The following is a 20,234-nucleotide window of genomic DNA, read 5'->3' on the forward strand; positions in this document are numbered from 1 at the left end:
TTACACCTCTTCCCTTTTGCACAGATACGTGGTAATTGTGATTGTGCTATATTTCCGCTGCTTGGTCAAGCAAAGCATGCCCACGTTTTCTGGAAGCTCTAATCCCGTCTCATGCTCACAGATGACAATTCCGTCCGGATGCATTTTGCTTTCCAGCAACGGCAAAACCTGCATGAGGATTCCCTTGCGATACGGCGGATCCAGAATGGCAATATCAAACTGTGCTGTCGTAGATTGTAGAAAAGAAAGCGCATCCATCTGGTGAAGCGAAGCGTCGGAAAGAAATTGAAGCGATTCCAGATTTTCTCGCGTGACACGAAGAGAATTTGCTGCACGATCTACAAAAACAGCATGATTCGCCCCACGGCTCAGCGCTTCAATTCCCATCTGACCGCTGCCGGAAAAGAGATCAAGCACTTCTGCACCGGGCAAATCAAATTGAATGGAGGAAAAAACAGCTTCTTTTACCTTGTCTGTCGTCGGCCGTACTTCCATTCCCTCTAGGGTTTTTAGTTTTCGTCCTTTGGCACTTCCGGCAATGACACGCATATCTGTTTCTTCCTTTCTGATATTTGAAATATTTCCTATGCTTTTGAGGAAGCACTTATCTCCTGAACAACAGCATAGAGTTCCTGTGCAATCTTCAAATTTACACCTGCAACCTTTGCCAATTCTTCTGGTGTAGCTTTCTGCATCTGCAGAATGGTCTTATAATGGAGCAGAAGCTTCTGTGCCTTCTTCTCTCCGATTCCACGCACTTTTGTCAATGCCAGCTGATAGGAGGATTTCGCATGCAGACTGTGCATATACGCCACAGAAAATCGGTGCACCTCATCCTGAATTCTCGTCAGCAAGTGAAATGCAGCACAGTTTGAGGAGAGCGAAATTTCACCGCCCACACTGGAAATTGCACGAGTCCGATGCTTTTGATCTTTTACCATTCCAAACACTGGAATCGGCAGACCAAACTGCTGTACCACCGGAAGAATCGTGTTCACATGCCCCTGTCCGCCGTCCAGCAAAATCAAATCCGGCAGTCTTGCAAAGCCCTCATCATCTTGTGCACGATAGTGCTCCAAACGGCGGGTAATCGCCTCACGCATACAGGCGTAGTCATCCTGCGTCACATGTTCTTTCATCCGAAACCGCTTATAGGCTCGCTTGAGCGGACGCCCATTTTCAAACACAACCATTCCGCACACCATAGAAGTCGACGAAAGGTTGGAAATGTCATAGGCTTCCAAGTACTGCGGCGGTTTTGAGAGTCCCAGCGCTGTTCCCAGTTCCTCCAGCGCCTGCACTTCCTTTGCAGTCCGGTTGAACCGGATGGCAAGTTCTTCGCTGGCATTGTTTCTGGACAACTGTACAAACTGGCAGAGTATTCCCCGCTGCGGCACTGTGAGAGACACCTTTTTCCCAACAAAATCAGAAAAAAGCTTTTCATACGCCTCCTGTGATGGAATGGAAAATTCCAAGACAATGCTTTTGGGGATATCCGTTCTTCGATGCTCATAATACTGCATCAAAAAAGACTCTATTAGTTCTTCCCGTGACACCGTTTCCCGAAAGAAAAACGGTTCCTTGTCAAACAATCTCCGCCCACGATATCGCAGAACAGAAACACACTGCATCCCACTGTTCTCCGCCATGGCGATCACATCGGCCTCCTGCAATGCAGCATCCAGAATCTTCTGAGTTTCCCCTGCTTTTGAAATTGCTGAGATACGGTCTCGCAGCATCGCTGCACGTTCAAAGTCCAATGCTTCCGCAGCTTTTTCCATTTCCTCCTGCATTCGCTTTACAGAATCTGCGCTTCCCATCTGAATATAGGACTTCGCCTGACGAATGATTTCCGCATAGCTTTCCTGCGAAATATTCCCACGGCAAACACCCATGCATTGCTGGATGTGATAGTTCAGACATGGACGACCTTTTCGGAAATCCTGTGGAAAGCGGCGGTTACAAGTTGGCAGGCGAAATACACGGTTTGTCTCCTGTGCCGTTTCCTGTGTGACAAAGCCGCTCATATACGGACCAAGATAATCGCCGTCTTTCTGCTTATTTTTCTCCGCAGTCAACCGTGGATACGCTTCGTGGGAAAAACACAAATAGCTATACCCTTTATCATCTTTCAGCAGAATGTTATACTTGGGCTGATGCTGCTTAATCAAACTGCACTCCAGAACCAATGCCTCATATTCTGAATCGGTAACAATGAAATCGTAATCGTATACGTGCTCAACCATACTCGCCACTTTTGGTGTATGATCCGCAGATTCTCGAAAATAACTTGTCACTCGATTTTTCAGATTCTTGGCTTTCCCAATGTAGATGATCTCTGACCGCTGATTTTTCATCAAATAAACGCCCGGAGCCGTTGTCAATTTTGTGGTTTTTTCCCGTAAAACAGGTAAACGAAAATTCATACAACGCCTCCGAGTGCTTTTCTTTTATTGCATTTCCAAATTACAATTCCGGCAGTGCTTTTAGTGCACGCTGACCAATATCCTTTCGATAATGTGCATTCTGAAATGTGATTTTTTCCACGCCAGCATATGCCGTTTTCAGTGCATTCCGCAAGGAATCTGCGGTTGCAGTAACGCCCAGCACACGGCCACCGGAAGTCAGGATTTTTCCACCTTCTAGTTTTGTTCCGGCGTGGTAAACGAAGCAGCCTTCGATCTGTCCATTTTCATCCAAACCGGAGATTGGCAACCCAGTGGTGTACTTCTTGGGATAGCCGCCGCTTGCCATAACAACGCATGCAGCGCTCTCGTCCTTCCACTGGATTTCCAGCTGATCTAGCTTTTCTTCCCAGATTGCCTGCATGATCTCCACCAAATCTGTTTTCAGAAGCGGCAGAACTACCTGCGTTTCCGGATCGCCAAACCGGCAATTATACTCAATTACCTTCGGCCCCTTGGGTGTCAGCATCAAGCCAAAATACAGACAGCCCTGAAACGGTCTGCCCTCCTTCTGCATGGCATGAATCGTCGGCAGGAAAATTGTTTCCATACATTCCCTGGCAATTTCCGGCGTATAGTACGGATTCGGTGCAACCGTTCCCATACCGCCAGTATTCGGGCCCATATCTCCGTCCAGCGCACGCTTATGATCCATGGAGGATACCATCGGAACAACGGTTTTTCCATCCGTAAAGCTCAGAACAGAAACCTCCGGACCTGTGAGAAATTCTTCGATGACAATCTGAGAACCGCTCTCTCCGAAAATTTTATCCTCCATAATGGATGAAATGGCAGCGAAAGCTTCTTCCTCGTTCTGCGCAATGACAACGCCTTTTCCAAGTGCCAGACCATCAGCCTTGATGACAGTCGGATAGGTGTTCGCCTCTTTCAAAAATGCCTGCGCATCAGCCGGTGTGTGGAATACATGATACTCCGCAGTCGGAATATGGTACTTCTGCATCAAATCCTTGGAAAAGACCTTGCTCCCCTCCAGAATTGCTGCATTCTTCTTCGGGCCAAATGTATGGAACCCCTCTGCCTGCAATGCATCTACCATGCCCATTACCAGCGGATCATCCGGTGCAACAAAGACATAGTCTACTTCCAGTTTTTTTGCCAGCGCAACAATTCCATCAATATCAGTTGCCTTTACCGGAAAGCATTCCGCATACTTTGCAATCCCGCCATTTCCGGGAGCACAATACAGTGCGTCTACCTGCGGACTTTCCGCAAGCTTCATAATGATTGCATGTTCACGGCCGCCGCCACCAACTACCAATATTTTCATGATGCAACCTCCGATCAATGGTGGAACAAACGAATTCCGGTAAATGCCATTGCAATGCCGTACTTGTTGCAAGTTGCAATGACATGATCATCACGAATCGATCCGCCCGGCTCTGCAATATACGCAACACCGCTCTTGTGTGCACGCTCAATGTTATCACCAAACGGGAAAAATGCATCCGATCCGAGGCAAACATCGGTGTTCTGTGCCAGCCATGCCTTCTGTTCTTCCTTTGTGAACACTTCCGGCTTCACCTTGAAGGTGTTTTCCCATACACCATCAGCAAGAACGTCCATGTATTCATCCGAAATGTACACATCAATGGCATTGTCACGATCCGGACGGCGAATCCCATCTACAAACTGAAGACCCATTACCTTGGGATGCTGCCGCAGCCACCAGATATCTGCCTTATTTCCGGCAAGACGGGTGCAGTGGATTCTAGACTGCTGTCCAGCGCCGATACCAATTGCCTGACCATCCTTGACATAGCAAACGGAGTTGGACTGGGTATACTTCAATGTGATCAGAGAAATCACCAGATCACGCTGATAATCCTCCGGGATTTCCTGCTTCTCGGTGACAACATTTTGGAGCATATCCTTGTCAATTTTCAGGAAGTTATGACCCTGTTCAAATGTGATGCCGAACACCTGCTTCCGCTCCAATTCAGCCGGACGATAGGAAGCATCAATCTGAACGATATTGTAAGTGCCCTTTCTCTTGGACTTCAGAATTTCCAGTGCCTCAGGCTCATAGCCAGGCGCAATGATACCATCAGAAACCTCACGCTGAATCATCTTTGCGGTTGGCACATCGCAGACATCCGACAGCGCAATGAAATCGCCATAAGAGGACATGCGGTCTGCACCTCGTGCACGTGCATAAGCACATGCCAGCGGAGAAAGTTCTCCTAGATCATCTACAAAGTAGATCTTCTTCAGCGTATCCGAAAGCGGTGTGCCAACTGCTGCACCAGCCGGAGATACGTGCTTAAACGAAGTTGCTGCACACATGCCAGTAGCTTCCTTCAATTCAGAAACCAGCTGCCAGCCGTTCAGAGCATCCAGCAAATTGATATAGCCGGGCTTACCGTTCAGTACGGTAATTGGCAGACTACTACCATCCTCCATGTAGATTCGGGAAGGCTTCTGGTTGGGGTTGCATCCATATTTCAACTGCATTTCATTGGACATAGGGGAACCTCCTCACTGGTTCTTATTAATAAGACGTGTTTCAGCCTGATTTGTTTTCAAATCGATGTAGCGAACAAAGAGAGAAACCTTATTGTCCGCATTCAGGCTTTTCCAAAGCATAGTCGTAAATGTATCGATATCGCCGGAAATTTCCACCTTTTTCGGCTCCCCAGAAAAGCTGGGCAGCGGATTCCCGTCATTTTCGTAGGTGTGAATGAAATGACCGATGCCGGGACGGGGATTGGAATAAGTGAAAGTGTATCTCTGGCACGAAGCAGGATCGCCATCTGCACTCTTCAAAATGGAAAGCGCATAAGAAAAGCCATGATTTGTCTGGTCAATCAATCCGGAAATTCTCGGTGTGTAGTTCGGCGCATCAGGCTCAAACTCCCGTGTGCGCAGCGATTCCTCAAACGTCTTTCCTACCTTCATCAAATCATAGATCGTATCGGTCTGATCGCCATTGGTAACAATTGTATAGTCGCCAAGCACACGAACCGGTGCGTAAATGATCAGGCTGGGATCCACCATCTTAGACGGATCAAACGCCTGAGTACGGATTCCGTCACCATCTATGACAAACACACGATTTCGGCTGTTTTCGCTTCGTCCCATAATAAAATAAGCGGAAACTGCATAACGTCCATCCGGAGAACAGCCGAGGACAATGCCTCTGCCCGGATAGGAATTTTGCTGCAGCTCCTGCTGCAAAGATACCATTTTCATAGAATTCCTCCTGCACGAACAAACCCTTTCATCTCCCATGCCAAACACTTTAGCTCAGGACACGAACAGTTCTTCCCTTTACTTCTAATTTATTGTCACAGAACAAGCTGACTGCTCGCGGCAAAATCAGCCACTCTGCCTCTTGCATCACACGCTTCTGCAAAATTTCAGGCGTATCATCTGGCTGTACAGCAACCGGCTTTTGCAAAATGATCGGACCGTCATCTGCAATCTCATTGACAAAATGCACCGTCGCACCCGTGTACTTGACACCACGCTCCAGCGCTGCCTCATGAACACGAAGCCCATAGTAGCCGGCACCACAGAAAGACGGGATCAAAGACGGATGTACATTGATGATCTGATTATGATAGGCACGAATAACCTTTTCATCCAGAATGGTCATGAAGCCTGCCAGCACGATCAAATCCGCATACTCCTGAAACAGTGCTTCAAGAAGCGCATCCGCATACGCAGACTTTGTCGGATAGGACTTCGGAGAAAGCACCCGTGTTCCAATTCCATTTTCTTTGGCACGTACCAGCGCATATGCATCTGCATTTGACGAAATCACACAAGTGATTCGGCCGTTCGGAATTTTTCCAGCTTTCTGCGCATCGATCAAAGCCTGCAAATTCGTTCCGCCGCCGGAAACGAGTACAACAATATTTTTCACCTTCCGCACCGCCTTTCGTACAAACTTATCCTAAAATAACGCCCTCGTCAGACTCTACCAGTTCACCCAGCACATAGGCAGTTTCGCCGGCTTCGTTCAGTACACGAACTGCACGGTCTGCATCTTCCGCAGAAACGCAAACCATCATGCCAACGCCCATGTTAAATGTATTAAACATATCATGTTCCGGAATGTTTCCGGTTTTTGCAATCAGATCAAAAATCGGGAGAACCTGAACATCATTACGGTTGATTTTTGCGGAAAGTCCCTTCTTCAGTGCACGGGGAATGTTCTCGTAGAAGCCGCCGCCTGTGATGTGTGCAATAGACTTTACAGGAACTTCCTGCAGCAGGCTCTGGATTGCAGACACATAGATCTTGGTCGGTGTCAGCAGACACTCGCCAAGAGTGGTACCCAGATCCGGAAAATACCGTGCCAGATTCTGGCTGTTTACGGTGAATACGTTCCGAATCAGAGAATATCCGTTAGAATGTACACCGCTGGACTGCAGGGCGATCAGCACATCGCCAGCCTTCTGTGTGTTGGAATCCAGAATCTTGTTCCGATCCACCACACCAACGGCAAAACCAGCGACATCATACTCATCCTCCGGATAGAAGCCAGGCATCTCGGCAGTTTCGCCGCCAACCAGTGCGCAGCCTGCCTGTACGCAGCCCTCAGCCACACCGGAAACAATTGCTGCAACCTTTTCCGGAACGTTTTTTCCCAGTGCAATGTAGTCCAGGAAGAACTGCGGCTTTGCACCACAGCAAATGATATCGTTTACGCACATTGCCACGCAGTCAATACCGATTGTGGTATGTTTGTCCATCAGAAAGGCGATTTTCAGCTTTGTGCCGACACCATCTGTACCGGAAACCAATACCGGCTGCTGCATTCCAGCTACGTCAAGTGCATAAAGACCGCCAAAGCCGCCAATATCTGTCAAAACATTTTGCGTCATGGTTCTGGCAATGTGGGACTTCATCAATGCGACTGCCTTATAGCCAGCGGTGACGTCTACGCCTGCCTTTTTATAGCTCTCTGAATAGCTCTCCATGATTTCGTTTTACCTCCGTTTTTTGTCCTGTTATTCTTCGCCAATCTTCTTTTCAAACTTATCCTTTGGCATTTCCTTTGGAACTTCGATGGGATAGTTGCCAGTAAAGCATGCCGTACAGAATCCCTCCATGGGCTTCATTTCCGGCGATGCCAGCGACTGCACCCCATCTATGCTCAAATATCCCAATGTGTCAGCGCCAATATGTTTACAAATTTCCGGAATGGTCATCTGACAGGCAATCAGATTTTCTTTGCTGTCAATGTCCACGCCAAAATGGCAGGGGTTTGTAAACGGCGGACATGAGATCCGCATATGCACTTCCCGTGCACCAGCCTCCCGCAGCAGATTTACGATCCGCTGACAGGTCGTGCCACGCACAATACTGTCGTCCACCAGAATGACACGCTTCCCAGCGACCACACTTTTTACGACATTCAACTTGATCCGAACAGAATCTGTCCGCATTTTCTGAGAGGGCTGAATGAATGTTCTCCCCACGTAACGATTCTTGACAAAACCAACTTCATAAGGAATTCCGGAAGCCTGCGAAACGCCAAGCGCAGCATCCAAACCGCTGTCCGGAACACCGATGACTACATCCGCTTCTACCGGATGCTCTTTCCACAGCAGCTTTCCGGCACGGATTCTCGCATCATGCACACAGCATCCATTGATCACCGAATCTGGACGGGCAAAGTAAACATATTCGAAAACGCAAAGACTGGGTTTTCTTCCGCAATGCGTCCGAATGGAGCGGACTGACTCGCTGTCCACGACAACAATCTCTCCCGGTTCTACTTCCCGTTCAAACTCAGCACCCACACTGTCCAGTGCACAGGTCTCCGATGCAAAGACAATGCTGCCATCCTTGCACTTTCCCATGCACAGCGGACGGAAGCCATTAGGATCCCGTGCTGCGATCAATTTCTGCGGCGACATCACAACCAGCGAATATGCGCCACGAAGATCATACATCGCATACTCTACAGCTTCCTCAATAGAGGAACGCTTCAGACGCTGTTCCGTCACTGCATAAGAAATGACTTCTGTATCATTGGTTGTGTGAAAAATAGCGCCTTTCAGCTCATATTTTTTTCGCAATTCATGTGCATTTACCAGATTTCCGTTATGTGCAATCGACATCGGTCCTTTCACATGACGCACAACGATTGGCTGCGCATTAGAACGGCTTGGCTTTCCGGTAGTTGAATATCTCACATGACCGATCGAAATATTCCCTTGTCCGAGTCTTTCAATCTGATCATGATGAAATACTTCCGGTACCAGTCCGAGATCTTTATGATGTGAAAAAATTCCTCTGTCATTTACAACGATTCCGCAGCTCTCCTGTCCACGATGTTGCAGCGCATAGAGTGCCGCATAAGTCATTGCTGCCACGTCTGTCGTCCGCGGAGAATAAACGCCAAATACACCGCATTCCTCATGCAGTCCTGTCATCAACTCAATCATTCCCTTCCATTCCAGCAATAGGAACACAGGTGACATTCCGGTTTTCCGACTGCTTGAATCGTGCCTTCCAAAGACTGGAATTCCAAAGATGTCAGTTTCAACCGCCGACAAATCTCATCCCGAAGCAGCTTACCGCGTTCTGTATTAGCATTGCTGTACTCATCAATGTACTGTATTCCTGCAATTCCCTCGTTTTCATCAATAATCTGTCTGGCAATCAGTTCCAGCTCAGATGTGCTTCTGGAAAAGTTCAGGTATTTACAGCCATACATAATCGGCGGACAGGCAGATCGCATGTGAACTTCCTTCGCACCGTTTTCATAGAGAAACTCTACCGTTTCCCGCATTTGTGTGCCTCTTACAATGCTGTCATCTACAAACAAAAGCTTCTTTCCGCGAATCAATTCCGGAACAGGAATCAGTTTCATTTTTGCAACACGATTCCGCATGGATTGATTTGTCGGCATAAAGCTTCTCGGCCATGTCGGGGTGTACTTGATAAAAGGTCTAGCAAACGGAATTCCGCTCTTATTGGCATAGCCAATGGCATGGGGAACGCCAGAATCCGGAATACCGCAAACAAAATCCACGTCCGGAAGCTTTCCGTTTTTCATATCCGACTCTGCCATGATCTCGCCGTTTCGTGTCCGCATCAGCTCCACGTTTACGCCCTCGTAGCAGGCAGTGGGATATCCATAGTATGTCCAGAGGAACGTACAGATTTTCATCTGATCGGTTCCCTCCGCCAAAATTTCGTAGCCATCCTTTGTCAGCTTCAGGATCTCTCCTGCCTTTAATTCATGACACGTCTCATATCCAAGCTTCTGATAGGCGAACGACTCAAAGGAAAAGCAATATCCATCGGAACGCTCTCCAATCAAAATGGGAAGGCGACCACTTTTGTCTCGTGCGCAAAGAATTGAATCCTCTGTCATGATTGCCAGAGACATGGTACCCTCAATTTTTTCCTGTGCATAACGGATGCCCTCCACAAAAGAGGACTTCTGTGCGATCAATGCACCGATCAAGCCACCGGAATTGATGCTTCCGCTGCTCATTGTCTCAAAGTTGGCGCATCCATTTTCCAGCAGCTCTTCGGAAAGCTCTCTGGCATTCTGAATGACGCCGATAGAACAAACTGCATAAAGTCCCAGCTTGGACCGCACCATAATCGGCTGAGGATCTGTATCGCTAATGCAGCCGATACAAATATTGCCCCTCATTTTTTCTACATCTTTTTCAAATTTTGTCCGGAAAGGAGAGTTTTCAATGCTGTGAATGTTCCGCTGAAATCCCAGTTCCTTTGCATAAGATGTCATGCCGCCACGTCTTGTTCCAAGATGAGAGTGATAGTCTGTTCCAAAAAAAACGTCCGAAATGCAGTCGTTGGCGGAAACTGCGCCAAAAAATCCACCCATTGATTATTCTCCAAAGATACGCTTCATGACTTCATGATAAGCCTCTTCGGTACCGCCCATATCTCTGCGGAAACGATCCTTGTCCAGCTTCTCGTTGGTCTTAACATCCCACAGACGGCAGGTATCCGGAGAAATCTCATCTGCCAGAATGATGGTGCCATCTGCCAGGCGTCCGAATTCAATCTTGAAGTCGATCAGACGAATGCCGATGCTGAGGAAGAACTTCTTCAGAACTTCGTTAACTTTGCGAGTATAGTTCTTAATGGTGTCGATTTCTTCCTGTGTTGCCAAACCCAGTGCCAGTGCATAGTCATCATTGATGAACGGATCGTTCAGTTCATCGCACTTGTAGCTGAACTCCACAATCGGGCAGAGCAGTGCCTTACCCTCTTCTACGCCCATGCGCTTAGAAAAGCTGCCGGCAGCTACATTTCTTACAATCACTTCCAGCGGAACAATGGAAACCTTCTTGACTGCGGTTTCACGATCGCTCAGCTCCTCTACCAGATGAGTCGGAACGCCTTCCTTTGCCAGCTGCTTCATGATGTAGTTGGACATGCGGTTGTTGATAACGCCCTTACCAACAATTGTGCCCTTCTTTTCACCGTTGAATGCGGTTGCGTCATCCTTGTAGTCTACAATTACAACTTCCGGATCCTGTGTTGCGAATACCTTCTTAGCCTTGCCCTCATAGAGCTGTTCTTTCTTTTCCCAGTTCGCCATTTTTGTTTCCTCCATATTTTTTAATTTACAATTTAAATCAGAATCCATTCTCAGCAAATCTGCTGAAACAGACTCTCAATCAGCAGCATCAGGAATGATATTCTGCCGAAATCTTTGCGTCTTTTTCCTTTACGCCCTGTTCCATATCCGCTTTCATCTGTTCCAGCTTGGCATCAATTTCCGGATCCGACAGAGCAAGCATCTGTGCAGCCAGAATTGCTGCATTTGCTGCACCATCAATTGCAACAGTAGCCACCGGAATGCCTTTCGGCATCTGAACCGTTGCCAGCAGTGCATCCAATCCATCCAAAGTCGAGGACTTTACTGGAATTCCGATTACCGGCAGTGTGGTATGCGCAGCCAGAACGCCGCCCAGATGTGCTGCCTTTCCAGCTGCTGCCAGAATGACACCAAATCCATTTTTCTTTGCGTTCCCTGCAAATTCTGCTGCCAGTGCCGGCGTTCTGTGAGCCGACATGACATGCACTTCGTAGGAAATTCCAAAATGGTCCAGTTCTGTCAATGCACCCTTAACAACTGGCAGGTCGCTGTCGCTTCCCATAATTACTGCTACTTTTTTTGCCATACGAATTCCTCCTGATTTCAAGCTGAACAATCGCCACACGGGCGATTTCTACGCTTTCTATATTGATCTGTTCAAAAGAATCAAACAGATCATGAACAGAGCCGCAGTTCTAATTGATCTGCAATCCTGTTATCATCCAAGTTCCATCTGTTTCCTCTGCAATGTTCATGATGCAGGTGTAATGCCTTTCTCCTTTTTGGAATCCAATCTGCCACACAAAAGAGCCAGCCTCATTTTCGGACAGGTAGATATCCTCATCCCATTGGATCGAGTCCGCATTTTCCACTGCAAAAGATTGCAGGACACTTTTTTCATGCTCAGAATCTGTGATTTTTGCCACAGATTCCGTATCCTGTGTGCGAAGCAGGGACAGACACTGCTGCACTACATCCGCCATAGCACGCCATTGGTTCGGAAACAGCTGATCAATGGAAAGAGCCGCATCATAATTGACAGAAAAAGCGGTATTTTCATCGGTTCGAATCAACTCCATCTTTTTCAGCGTCAATGTATCATCAGAAATCACAAAAGAAAAAGAATCTTTTCCTTTTTTCAATGTGATCTGATCTTTTTCTGCTTGGCAGTCATCCCATGTGCAGGCGTTTTCCGCACGAAACGAATCGTCATACAAGACAAACCGTCCGCAACTAGAATCTGCAAACGATGCCAAATAAAAAGAAGATGTCAGCGTTTGAATTTCGGAATAGACGAAAGGGACGATTACATTTCCCTCCAAATCCAAAATTCCGGTTTGACCGCCGCCCGCCTCTGTTTGCGTCGCCACAACATAGTCAGTACCGATAAAATACAAGTGCTTCCACATGGCTTCAATGACCATATTTCCCGAAGAATCTGCCACACCATACATATGCATTTCATTTTCTGTGATTCGATTTCCATTAGAGCTCACACTGTCGTCTGCTGACTGTACGTGATTTTCCTTTGAACTTTTCGAAACATCCAGAGAAAAACTAACCGTTGCAATTACCAATAAAACCAATACAACTATTAGGATTCCCATGAGCAGTTTGGTGTGTTTATTCATATAACAGATCTCCTGCACCACGCATTATTCTGCTTCCTTTTCTGTCCCTTGTTCTTTTGTCTCTGATTCCCGTGGAATGTCTTTCTCAGTTTCTGCGACCAGGTAAATCGGACGCTTTTTGGTTTCCAAATAAGTTTTTGCCAAATATTGTCCTAAAATTCCGGTACAGAACAGCTGCAAGCCGCCCATAAAGAAAATGGCGCAAATCAAAGTTGGGAAGCCCTTTTCGGTTTCACCGAAGAAGATTGTCTTAATAATGAAAACAATCACCATCACAAATGCCAGCAGACAGCTGATGACACCGAGGAAAGAAGAGAGCGCAAGGGGCGCTGTGGAAAATGCAAAGAATCCCTCCAGCGCATAGCGGAACAGCTTCCAGAACGACCATGTACTCGTCCCGGCAGCACGCTCCACATTCTCGTACTCAATGTATTTGGTGCGAAATCCAACCCAGCTGAAAATACCTTTGGAAAACCGGTTATATTCCCGCATAGAGAGAATAGAGTCCACCATCTGTCTTGTCATAAAGCGAAAATCCTGTGCACCGTCTACAATTTCCGTCTGAGAAATCTTGTTCATGATCTTGTAGAACTTTCGGGAGAACCATGACAACAGCTTTGGCTCTCCTTTTCGGCTCACGCGTCTTGTTGTGGCACAGTCATATTCACCGCTGAGCACATAATTATACATCTTCGGCAAAAATGCAGGCGGATGCTGCAAATCCGCATCCATGACAACGACATAATCACCCGATGCATTTTCCAAACCGGCGAACATGCCGGCTTCTTTTCCAAAATTCCGGGAAAACGAGATATACCGTACTCTGGAATCTGCTTTTGCCAGTTCCCGGAGTTTAGACAGCGTTCCGTCCCGTGAACCATCATTGATAAAAAGCAACTCAAAATCCGTATCCGGATGCTCCTGCCGAATTTCCGTCATTACTTTTTGAATCTCTGTATAAAAAAGCGGCAGCACTTCCTGCTCATTATAGCAGGGCACTACAACAGAAATTTTTTTCATAGTCATCCCCTTCTGTCATCCGGCAAAGGCTCTAACATTTTAAGCCACGCCGCATTCCAATCAGTCCGCATCTTTTTTTCGAGAACACTGTTCCGTTTCGTTCGACACGCTTTCTTTATTATACCACCTTTTTCCCCACTTTACAAGACCTTGCGAGGAATATTTTTTTCAAATTCAAAAACAAATGTCCTGCAAGCACGTTCAAATTTCACGCAAAAAAGAAATCAGACGATTCTTGTAATTGTCTGAACGGTATGTCATACTTTGCAGCAGCGCAAAAAACGACTCTTTGTCCGCCAATCGGAGCGCCTGCACTTCAGATTCCTGCATTTTGCACTGTTCCAATGTAAACGGCATGCAGATATAGTAGACATCATGGAATGTATGTTTCCGTTGATCTCGGAATAAGAACTGCATCTTTTCCCGTGACAGCTGAAGCCCGATTTCCTCCTGCGCTTCCCGAAGCGCACCGTCCAGACTGTTTTCTCCGGCATCTACAGCACCGGCAGTGATATCCCACACGCCGGGTCTGGTTGCCTTAATTGCTGAGCGCTGCTGAATCAAAAAGCGACCGTCCGAATTTCGGAGAATGACATGCGTACAGAGGACATATTCTCCCTCTTGAAGTGAAGACCCCCGCAGTACTGTTTTTCCCGTCTTTTTTCCAGACACATCATAAACATCCATCCATTCTTCCATTGCAATCCAACCTCTTTCGCAAAATTCATATGACTTCTTCTATTCTATATTGTAGCATGAAAACTATAATTTCGTCAAGTGAAAATTTGATTTTTAAGGAATTCGTTCCCTTTTCCCCGGAATATTCTGAAAATTGGATGAAAATTCGAAAAAGCACTTTTCTTTCTGGAAAAAATATGGTATACTGGTAAGCAAAGCTTCTCACAATAGATTCTGCACCACGCAAAATTCTTATTGTTCTAAACAGAAAGGTTGGATGCTCGATGCCAGATTTGAAAAAACGATACTCCCAATGGATGCAGGGCAGATACGGCGGAAATGATAAGCTAAATCTTTTTCTGCTGGGCGCATTCTTAGTTCTCATTGTAATTGCAGCGCTTCTTCAGCTTCGAATTCTGGACATTCCAGCCTTTTTGGTTCTCATCTACGCATATTACCGCATTCTCTCCAAAAACATTGAGGCACGAGTTGCTGAAAATCGGAAGTTCGAGCTTGGCTTGGAAAAAGTTTTTGGCATATTTCAAAGTCCGGAGAAAAAGAGAGTGCGGAGAATCTATCGAATTTTTCCGTGTCCTCAGTGCGGTCAAAAGCTGCGCATTCCAAAAGGTCACGGCAAGGTGAGCGTCACCTGTCCAAAATGCCACAAAGAATTTATGAAACGGAGTTAAATCACAGCAATGTACGGGTATATACGCATTCTAAAACCCGAGTTAAAGTTTCGGGAATACGATGACTACCGTGCCTGCTATTGCGGGTTGTGCGAGGCACTGCACCGTCAGTATGGCTCATTGGCACGATGCACTATCAGCTATGACATGACATTTCTGGTTTTACTGCTCTCCGGTCTGTATGAGCCGAATGAAGAACTGCAAAAACGCAGGTGTATTGCGCATCCATTTTGCAAACAGCTTCAGAAAAAAAGTGCGGTCATTGATTATGCAGCAGATATGAGTCTGCTCCTGTATCGGGAAAAATGCATAGACGACTGGAATGACGAGCGTAAATTTACCCGAAAAGTTGCTGCCGATTTCTTATCCAGGGACTATAAACAGGCGCAAGAAAAGTATCCTCAAAAAACAGCGAAAATTCAAACGCATCTGCAGCAGCTTCATCACTATGAAAAAGCACAAGAGTCCAATTCGGATCTTCCGGCAGGATGCTTCGGTGCAATCTTAGGGGAAATTTTTGCTTGGAAAGAGGACATATGGAAAGAATCGTTATTCCAGATCGGTTTTTTCTTAGGGAAATTCGTCTATCTTTTAGATGCCTATGATGATTTGGAAAAAGATCAAAAAAAGAATTGCTATAACCCGCTTCGATTTCTTGCAGCACAGGAAGCAGATTTTCCAAAAGTCTGTGAAAATCTTCTGCGCTTAATGGCATCTTCCTGCGCTGCAGAATTTGAACGGCTTCCTATCCTGAAATATGCCGACATTTTGCGAAACATTTTATACGCCGGCATCTGGACACGATTCTATACCAAAAAGAAACAGGAGGACAACTAATGGATCCTTATGAAATATTGGGCATTTCCCGCAATGCCTCAGAGCAGGAAATCAAAAAAGCATATCGGAAGCTGAGCCGTCAGTACCATCCTGATGCAAACGTCGGAAATCCAAACGCAGCTGCCTACGAGGAAAAGTTCAAGCAGATTCAGCAGGCATACCAAACCATTATGGACCAGCGGCAGGGCGGAAGCCAATCCAGCGGATATGACGGATTCCGTCAGAGCCGAAGCACCAGCGACCAAAACGATCTTCACCTTCAAGCAGCGGTAAACTTCATCCAAAACAGACGATTCCAAGAAGCCATTCGTGTTTTGGAGGATATCCAGCCGAGAACCGCACAGTGGTATTATGTTAGTGCTGTCGCACATTCCGGTGCCGGCAACAATGCAACAGCGATTCAGTATGCAAGAACTGCCGCACAGATGGAACCGACGAATCCGGAATATCAGAACCTTGTCCGGCAGCTGGAGTTCTCCGGTTATTCCTACCAGCAAATGCAGCAGCCCTATCTGGAAAACAGCTCTTCGTTCAACTCAGAATGTGTCCGCTGCTGTGCTGCCAATCTGATTCTGAATGCAGTTTGCAATTGCTGCTTCGGCTGTTCCTAAGCGCCCATTTTCTTTGGAAGAATTGCACAAGAAAATTTGAAAAAAATGCAGGATTCGAAAAAAATGCATGGAGAATCACATTTTTTGCCGGGAAGGTGTTTACTTTCCTCTGAAAATATGATAAAATAAATTGGGTAGTACTTCTACCGTTTTGGGAACAGTGAGATGCAGACTGATTCCAAAACGTCCATTTTTCCAGAAAATCACCGATAAGATTTTCTGTTTTGCCTGTCTTTCCTTTTCATCCGTTGGCAGGCATAACATGACTGGATATGTCAAATGTCTATTCGTAAGGAGAATCTGTGATGTTTTTCAATCATAAAAATACAGATGAAGATCGCAGTCAAAATCATTTTTTTTATTATGGCGGCAACTACCCTGGAGAATCGACAGAACCATTTTTTCATTCCGGCCTGACAGACTATTGTCTGCGTGTTTCCGTTGCCACGCATATCGGAAAGGTTCGTGGAAACCACGAGGACAATTTTTATTTGGAAGGTCTATATATGAACGACATCTTCCGAAATGATTTTTCTGCAACGTATACCATTCGCAATGCCGACGGCATGAGTTTTGCGGTTTTTGACGGCATGGGCGGTGCCGCTTACGGCGAAGTTGCCTCCGAAATTGCAGTGCAAAAGCTTCGGAAATACGAGAAAAAACTGAAATATGCAGACGGGACACGTATGCTGGATCAGCTGGTTTCCTCGTTTACCACAGAAGCCAACGACGCAATTTGTGACATGCTTGCAGAAAAGCATTGCACAACAGGCGGAACTACATTTTCCATGCTCTACTTTCTGCGAGATTCTATTAAGCTCTACTACCTTGGTGACAGCCGGATCTATCGCTATAAATCAGATGGGCTGACTCGTCTGACAAGGGATCATACGGTTGCCAATCAAAAAGTAGATGCTGCAATCTACACAGAAGAGGAAGCAAAAAAGAGTCCGGATCAGCATCGGCTAACGTTGTTCATTGGGTCAGACCACAAAAAACTAGGGCTTAATGCGGACAGCAGGCCTCTGGTTCCTTTGGAAATGGGAAGCAAATTTTTGCTTTGCACAGATGGACTGACCAATATGTGCAGCGACACCGAAATTTTTGATCTGCTCTCTCAGAATTACTTTAACGAAGCAGCCGTACTGGTACAGGCAGCGCTGCAAAATGGCGGCGCAGATAATGTCACTTGCATTGTATTGGAAGTGTTACCGGTTGCATCGGCAGAAGAATCCTGACGATTTTTCAGGAATGCCACACAAAACAAAAAGCACACGTATTTCAAGGATACGTGTGCTTTTTTGCTTACTGTTTTTGTGATTGAAAGTAAAATTTTGGGCACAGGTTTCCGTGCTTAGATGCGCTCTACCTTCATCATGTTTGTGGTATTCGACACACCAACCGGTGCGCCGGCAGTGATGACAACAATGTCGCCCTTGGTAACGATGTCAGACTGCAACGCTGCGTGAATAGAGGCATCAAACAGCGCATCCGTATTGGAAACTTCGTCAACCAAAACCGGATAAACGCCCCAGCTCAGATTCATCTGGCGCAGTACCCGCTCATTGACAGTGCAGCTGATGATCGGACAGTACGGACGGTATTTCGAGATCTCCCGCGCAGTCACACCCGACATGGTAACTGTCAAAATTGCAGCAGCATCCAAATCATGTGCAGTCGTTACAGTAGCGTGGGCAATAGCGTTGGCGATGTCATCGCTCTTCTTGGTACGGCTTGCGGAATGCATGCCCTTATAGTCGATGTCATCCTCCGTGGTGCGTGCAATCAAGTCCATGGTGCGCACGACATCAACCGGATATGAGCCAGCTGCGGTTTCGCCGGAGAGCATGATTGCACTCGTACCATCATAAATGGCATTGGCAACGTCTGTGATCTCCGCACGGGTCGGACGGGGGTTGGAAATCATGGACTCCAGCATCTGTGTTGCTGTGATGACTTGCTTGCCTGCCTGATAGCCCTTTCGGATCAGCTTCTTCTGTACAGACGGAATCAGCTCAAACGGGATCTCAACGCCCAGGTCGCCACGTGCGACCATGATACCGTCGGATGCTTCCAGAATCTCGTCGATATTGCGGACACCCTCTGTATTTTCGATTTTCGCAATGATGCGAACATCAAACCAGCCGAGGCTCTGCGCATATTTTCTCAGATAGTCGATATCTGCGGAAGTCCGGACAAAGCTTGCTGCGATAAAGTCAAATCCCATCTTTGCGCCGAATTCCAAATCGTTCTTATCATTCTCGCTCAAATACGGCATGGAGAGCTGCACACCCGGAACATTGATGCCCTTGTTGTTAGAAAGTACACCGCCGTGAATGACATGGCAAACAATTTTGGAGGCAGTTACCTTCTCAACAACCATTTCAATCGCACCATCATTAACCAGTACGTGTACCCCCGGCTTCACATCATGCGGGAGATTTTTAAAGGACACGCTTCCCACATGTTCATCACAGAGGACATCCTCTGTTGTCAAAGTGTACGTATCCCCTGTTTCAATGGTAACCGGCTTATCATCCACAAAGCGTCCCAGACGAATCTCAGGGCCTTTGGTGTCCATCAGTGTTGCAATCGGCAAACCAAGTTCTTCCCGCAGACGGGAAACCTGTTCGAACCGCTTCTGATGAGTTTCATGATCGCCATGGGAAAAATTAAAGCGAGCTACATTCATGCCAGAGAGCATGATCTGACGCATGATTGCGTCATCATCGGTAGCCGGCCCGATCGTACATACAATTTTTGTTTTTCTCATAATATTCACGCATCCTTTTCTCTTTTTCACCATGAAATTTGCCTTACTCTAATAGTATACCACAAAATCCGGAAAATGAAAAGTTATTTTTATTGAAAGTATTTGCGATGTTTCTTTATAATCGAAAGCCAAAACATGCTTTTACACATGAAGTCCGAGCCACTGCTCTAGATTTTCAGACAAAATTCCCCGATTTTCGAGATCCGACAGCTGCAATGCAAAAAATCGTTCCAGTTCTTCCGGATAACTCCACATGGGATAATCCACGCCGAAAAAGCAATTCTCCGCACCAAAATGGTGAATCAAATCAACAGATTCTTCTACCGATAAAAACGGCAGGCTGCTGCTGGTGTCAAAGCGTATCCGCTCATCGGCGTTCAGAATTTCCTGTGACTCTTTCCAGCGCCCCCAGCCGCCCAGATGGGCAGCAATGATGCGGAGCCGTGGGAATTGTCGGAGAATCACTGCCAATCGCATGGGATGGGACAAGTCAGAACGTGCATCTCCCATGTGCATCAGAATCGGAAGACCAGCACTTTGTATCATATCATACATCGGATAAGCAGCCGGATCATCAATGGGAAAACGCTGGAAGTCCGGATGCAGTTTTACGCCGTGCAAGTGCAGCTTCTGCAGTTGCTCAAAATCCTCTTCCAAATTCTCCGATGCCGGATGAAGTGTTCCAAATGCGGTGCACATGGGATACGCTGCCTCACACGATGCCAAAAACGCATTGATCGAATGCACCTGTGTCACGGTGGTTGCCGGAGAGCAAATCAAAAACCGATCGACTCCCGCAGCCCGCCCATTTTCCAGCATCTCGGAAACTCTCCCGTGGTATTCCATGGGAAGATGATAAAATGTGGAGATACCATTTGTCGCTTTCTCTGCAATTTTATCCGGAAAAATATGCGCATGTGAATCTGTTATACGATAACCATTTTTCACATTGATTCCTTCTTTCCTGCAA

20 protein-coding genes are annotated in these 20,234 nt (G+C 46.7%); 4 read left to right on the forward strand and 16 right to left on the reverse strand.

Translation table 11 applies throughout. The features are described 5' to 3' along the window. From rsmD to QZL66_RS10580, 14 genes are all read right to left on the reverse strand, one after another. Nucleotides 1-672: a 16S rRNA (guanine(966)-N(2))-methyltransferase RsmD gene (rsmD, locus tag QZL66_RS10515; protein ID WP_369677376.1), complete on the reverse strand. Its 672-nt coding sequence runs from the start codon at nucleotides 670-672 to the stop codon at nucleotides 1-3. Beyond that, the gene (gene uvrC / locus QZL66_RS10520; RefSeq protein WP_022411678.1) at nucleotides 585-2,426 is read right to left on the reverse strand and encodes an excinuclease ABC subunit UvrC; all 1,842 of its coding nucleotides are present in this window, start codon (nucleotides 2,424-2,426) and stop codon (nucleotides 585-587) included. Before uvrC ends, rsmD begins: the two co-directional genes overlap by 88 nt. 40 nt (nucleotides 2,427-2,466) lie before the next feature. Continuing rightward, nucleotides 2,467-3,753 (reverse strand): phosphoribosylamine--glycine ligase, encoded by a 1,287-nt coding sequence (gene purD, locus QZL66_RS10525; RefSeq protein ID WP_022411679.1) that lies wholly within the window; start codon nucleotides 3,751-3,753, stop codon nucleotides 2,467-2,469. Nucleotides 3,754-3,767: 14 nt separating this feature from the next. Continuing rightward, nucleotides 3,768-4,949, reverse strand: a complete 1,182-nt coding sequence (locus QZL66_RS10530; protein ID WP_022411680.1) for a phosphoribosylaminoimidazolecarboxamide formyltransferase — start codon at nucleotides 4,947-4,949, stop codon at nucleotides 3,768-3,770. Nucleotides 4,950-4,961: 12 nt separating this feature from the next. After that, entirely contained in the window at nucleotides 4,962-5,675 is a 714-nt protein-coding gene (locus QZL66_RS10535; RefSeq protein WP_022411681.1) for an IMP cyclohydrolase, read from the reverse strand. A 49-nt stretch (nucleotides 5,676-5,724) separates the two neighbouring features. Continuing rightward, nucleotides 5,725-6,351, reverse strand: coding sequence for a phosphoribosylglycinamide formyltransferase (gene purN, locus QZL66_RS10540; RefSeq protein ID WP_022411682.1), 627 nt, complete (start codon nucleotides 6,349-6,351; stop codon nucleotides 5,725-5,727). Between the two features lie 25 nt (nucleotides 6,352-6,376). Next, the gene (gene purM / locus QZL66_RS10545; protein WP_022411683.1) at nucleotides 6,377-7,411 is read right to left on the reverse strand and encodes a phosphoribosylformylglycinamidine cyclo-ligase; all 1,035 of its coding nucleotides are present in this window, start codon (nucleotides 7,409-7,411) and stop codon (nucleotides 6,377-6,379) included. A gap of 30 nt (nucleotides 7,412-7,441) precedes the next feature. Beyond that, the gene (purF, locus tag QZL66_RS10550) at nucleotides 7,442-8,920 is read right to left on the reverse strand and encodes an amidophosphoribosyltransferase (protein WP_369677375.1); all 1,479 of its coding nucleotides are present in this window, start codon (nucleotides 8,918-8,920) and stop codon (nucleotides 7,442-7,444) included. Then, the gene (locus QZL66_RS10555) at nucleotides 8,881-10,302 is read right to left on the reverse strand and encodes an amidophosphoribosyltransferase (RefSeq protein ID WP_022411685.1); all 1,422 of its coding nucleotides are present in this window, start codon (nucleotides 10,300-10,302) and stop codon (nucleotides 8,881-8,883) included. Before QZL66_RS10555 ends, purF begins: the two co-directional genes overlap by 40 nt. A 3-nt stretch (nucleotides 10,303-10,305) precedes the next feature. Then, entirely contained in the window at nucleotides 10,306-11,025 is a 720-nt protein-coding gene (gene purC, locus QZL66_RS10560; protein WP_022411686.1) for a phosphoribosylaminoimidazolesuccinocarboxamide synthase, read from the reverse strand. Between the two features lie 88 nt (nucleotides 11,026-11,113). Next, nucleotides 11,114-11,611 (reverse strand): 5-(carboxyamino)imidazole ribonucleotide mutase, encoded by a 498-nt coding sequence (gene purE, locus QZL66_RS10565; RefSeq protein WP_022411687.1) that lies wholly within the window; start codon nucleotides 11,609-11,611, stop codon nucleotides 11,114-11,116. A 109-nt stretch (nucleotides 11,612-11,720) separates the two neighbouring features. Further along, the gene (locus QZL66_RS10570; RefSeq protein ID WP_022411688.1) at nucleotides 11,721-12,656 is read right to left on the reverse strand and encodes a WG repeat-containing protein; all 936 of its coding nucleotides are present in this window, start codon (nucleotides 12,654-12,656) and stop codon (nucleotides 11,721-11,723) included. 24 nt (nucleotides 12,657-12,680) lie between these two features. Then, on the reverse strand, nucleotides 12,681-13,676 hold the full coding sequence (locus QZL66_RS10575; protein ID WP_022411689.1) for a glycosyltransferase family 2 protein: 996 nt from the start codon (nucleotides 13,674-13,676) through the stop codon (nucleotides 12,681-12,683). A 201-nt stretch (nucleotides 13,677-13,877) separates the two neighbouring features. Next, nucleotides 13,878-14,375 carry an NUDIX hydrolase gene (locus QZL66_RS10580; RefSeq protein WP_022411690.1) on the reverse strand — a complete coding sequence of 166 codons (498 nt, stop codon included), beginning with the start codon at nucleotides 14,373-14,375 and terminating at the stop codon, nucleotides 13,878-13,880. Between the two features lie 263 nt (nucleotides 14,376-14,638). Here QZL66_RS10580 and QZL66_RS10585 point away from each other — a divergent pair, with 263 nt between their 5' ends. The 4 genes from QZL66_RS10585 to QZL66_RS10600 all read left to right on the forward strand — a co-directional run bounded on the left by QZL66_RS10585 (nucleotide 14,639) and on the right by QZL66_RS10600 (nucleotide 17,729). Beyond that, nucleotides 14,639-15,043, forward strand: coding sequence for a zinc ribbon domain-containing protein (locus QZL66_RS10585; RefSeq protein WP_022411691.1), 405 nt, complete (start codon nucleotides 14,639-14,641; stop codon nucleotides 15,041-15,043). Between the two features lie 9 nt (nucleotides 15,044-15,052). After that, on the forward strand, nucleotides 15,053-15,880 hold the full coding sequence (locus tag QZL66_RS10590; protein ID WP_022411692.1) for a DUF5685 family protein: 828 nt from the start codon (nucleotides 15,053-15,055) through the stop codon (nucleotides 15,878-15,880). Continuing rightward, nucleotides 15,880-16,491, forward strand: coding sequence for a DnaJ domain-containing protein (locus QZL66_RS10595; protein ID WP_022411693.1), 612 nt, complete (start codon nucleotides 15,880-15,882; stop codon nucleotides 16,489-16,491). Before QZL66_RS10590 ends, QZL66_RS10595 begins: the two co-directional genes overlap by 1 nt. Before the next feature lie 305 nt (nucleotides 16,492-16,796). Next, on the forward strand, nucleotides 16,797-17,729 hold the full coding sequence (locus QZL66_RS10600) for a PP2C family protein-serine/threonine phosphatase (protein WP_022411694.1): 933 nt from the start codon (nucleotides 16,797-16,799) through the stop codon (nucleotides 17,727-17,729). Nucleotides 17,730-17,845: 116 nt separating this feature from the next. Here the strand turns inward: QZL66_RS10600 and pyk are convergent, their stop codons facing one another. Together pyk and QZL66_RS10610 are read right to left on the reverse strand one after the other, a co-directional pair. Continuing rightward, entirely contained in the window at nucleotides 17,846-19,264 is a 1,419-nt protein-coding gene (gene pyk / locus QZL66_RS10605) for a pyruvate kinase (protein ID WP_022411695.1), read from the reverse strand. 141 nt (nucleotides 19,265-19,405) lie between these two features. Then, nucleotides 19,406-20,212 (reverse strand): amidohydrolase family protein, encoded by an 807-nt coding sequence (locus QZL66_RS10610; RefSeq protein WP_022411696.1) that lies wholly within the window; start codon nucleotides 20,210-20,212, stop codon nucleotides 19,406-19,408. Nucleotides 20,213-20,234: the final 22 nt, after the last annotated feature.

Origin of the sequence: Ruminococcus sp. CAG:330 (assembly GCF_000437175.1) — a bacterium.
Classification (GTDB): Bacteria; Bacillota; Clostridia; order Oscillospirales; family Ruminococcaceae; genus Ruminococcus_C.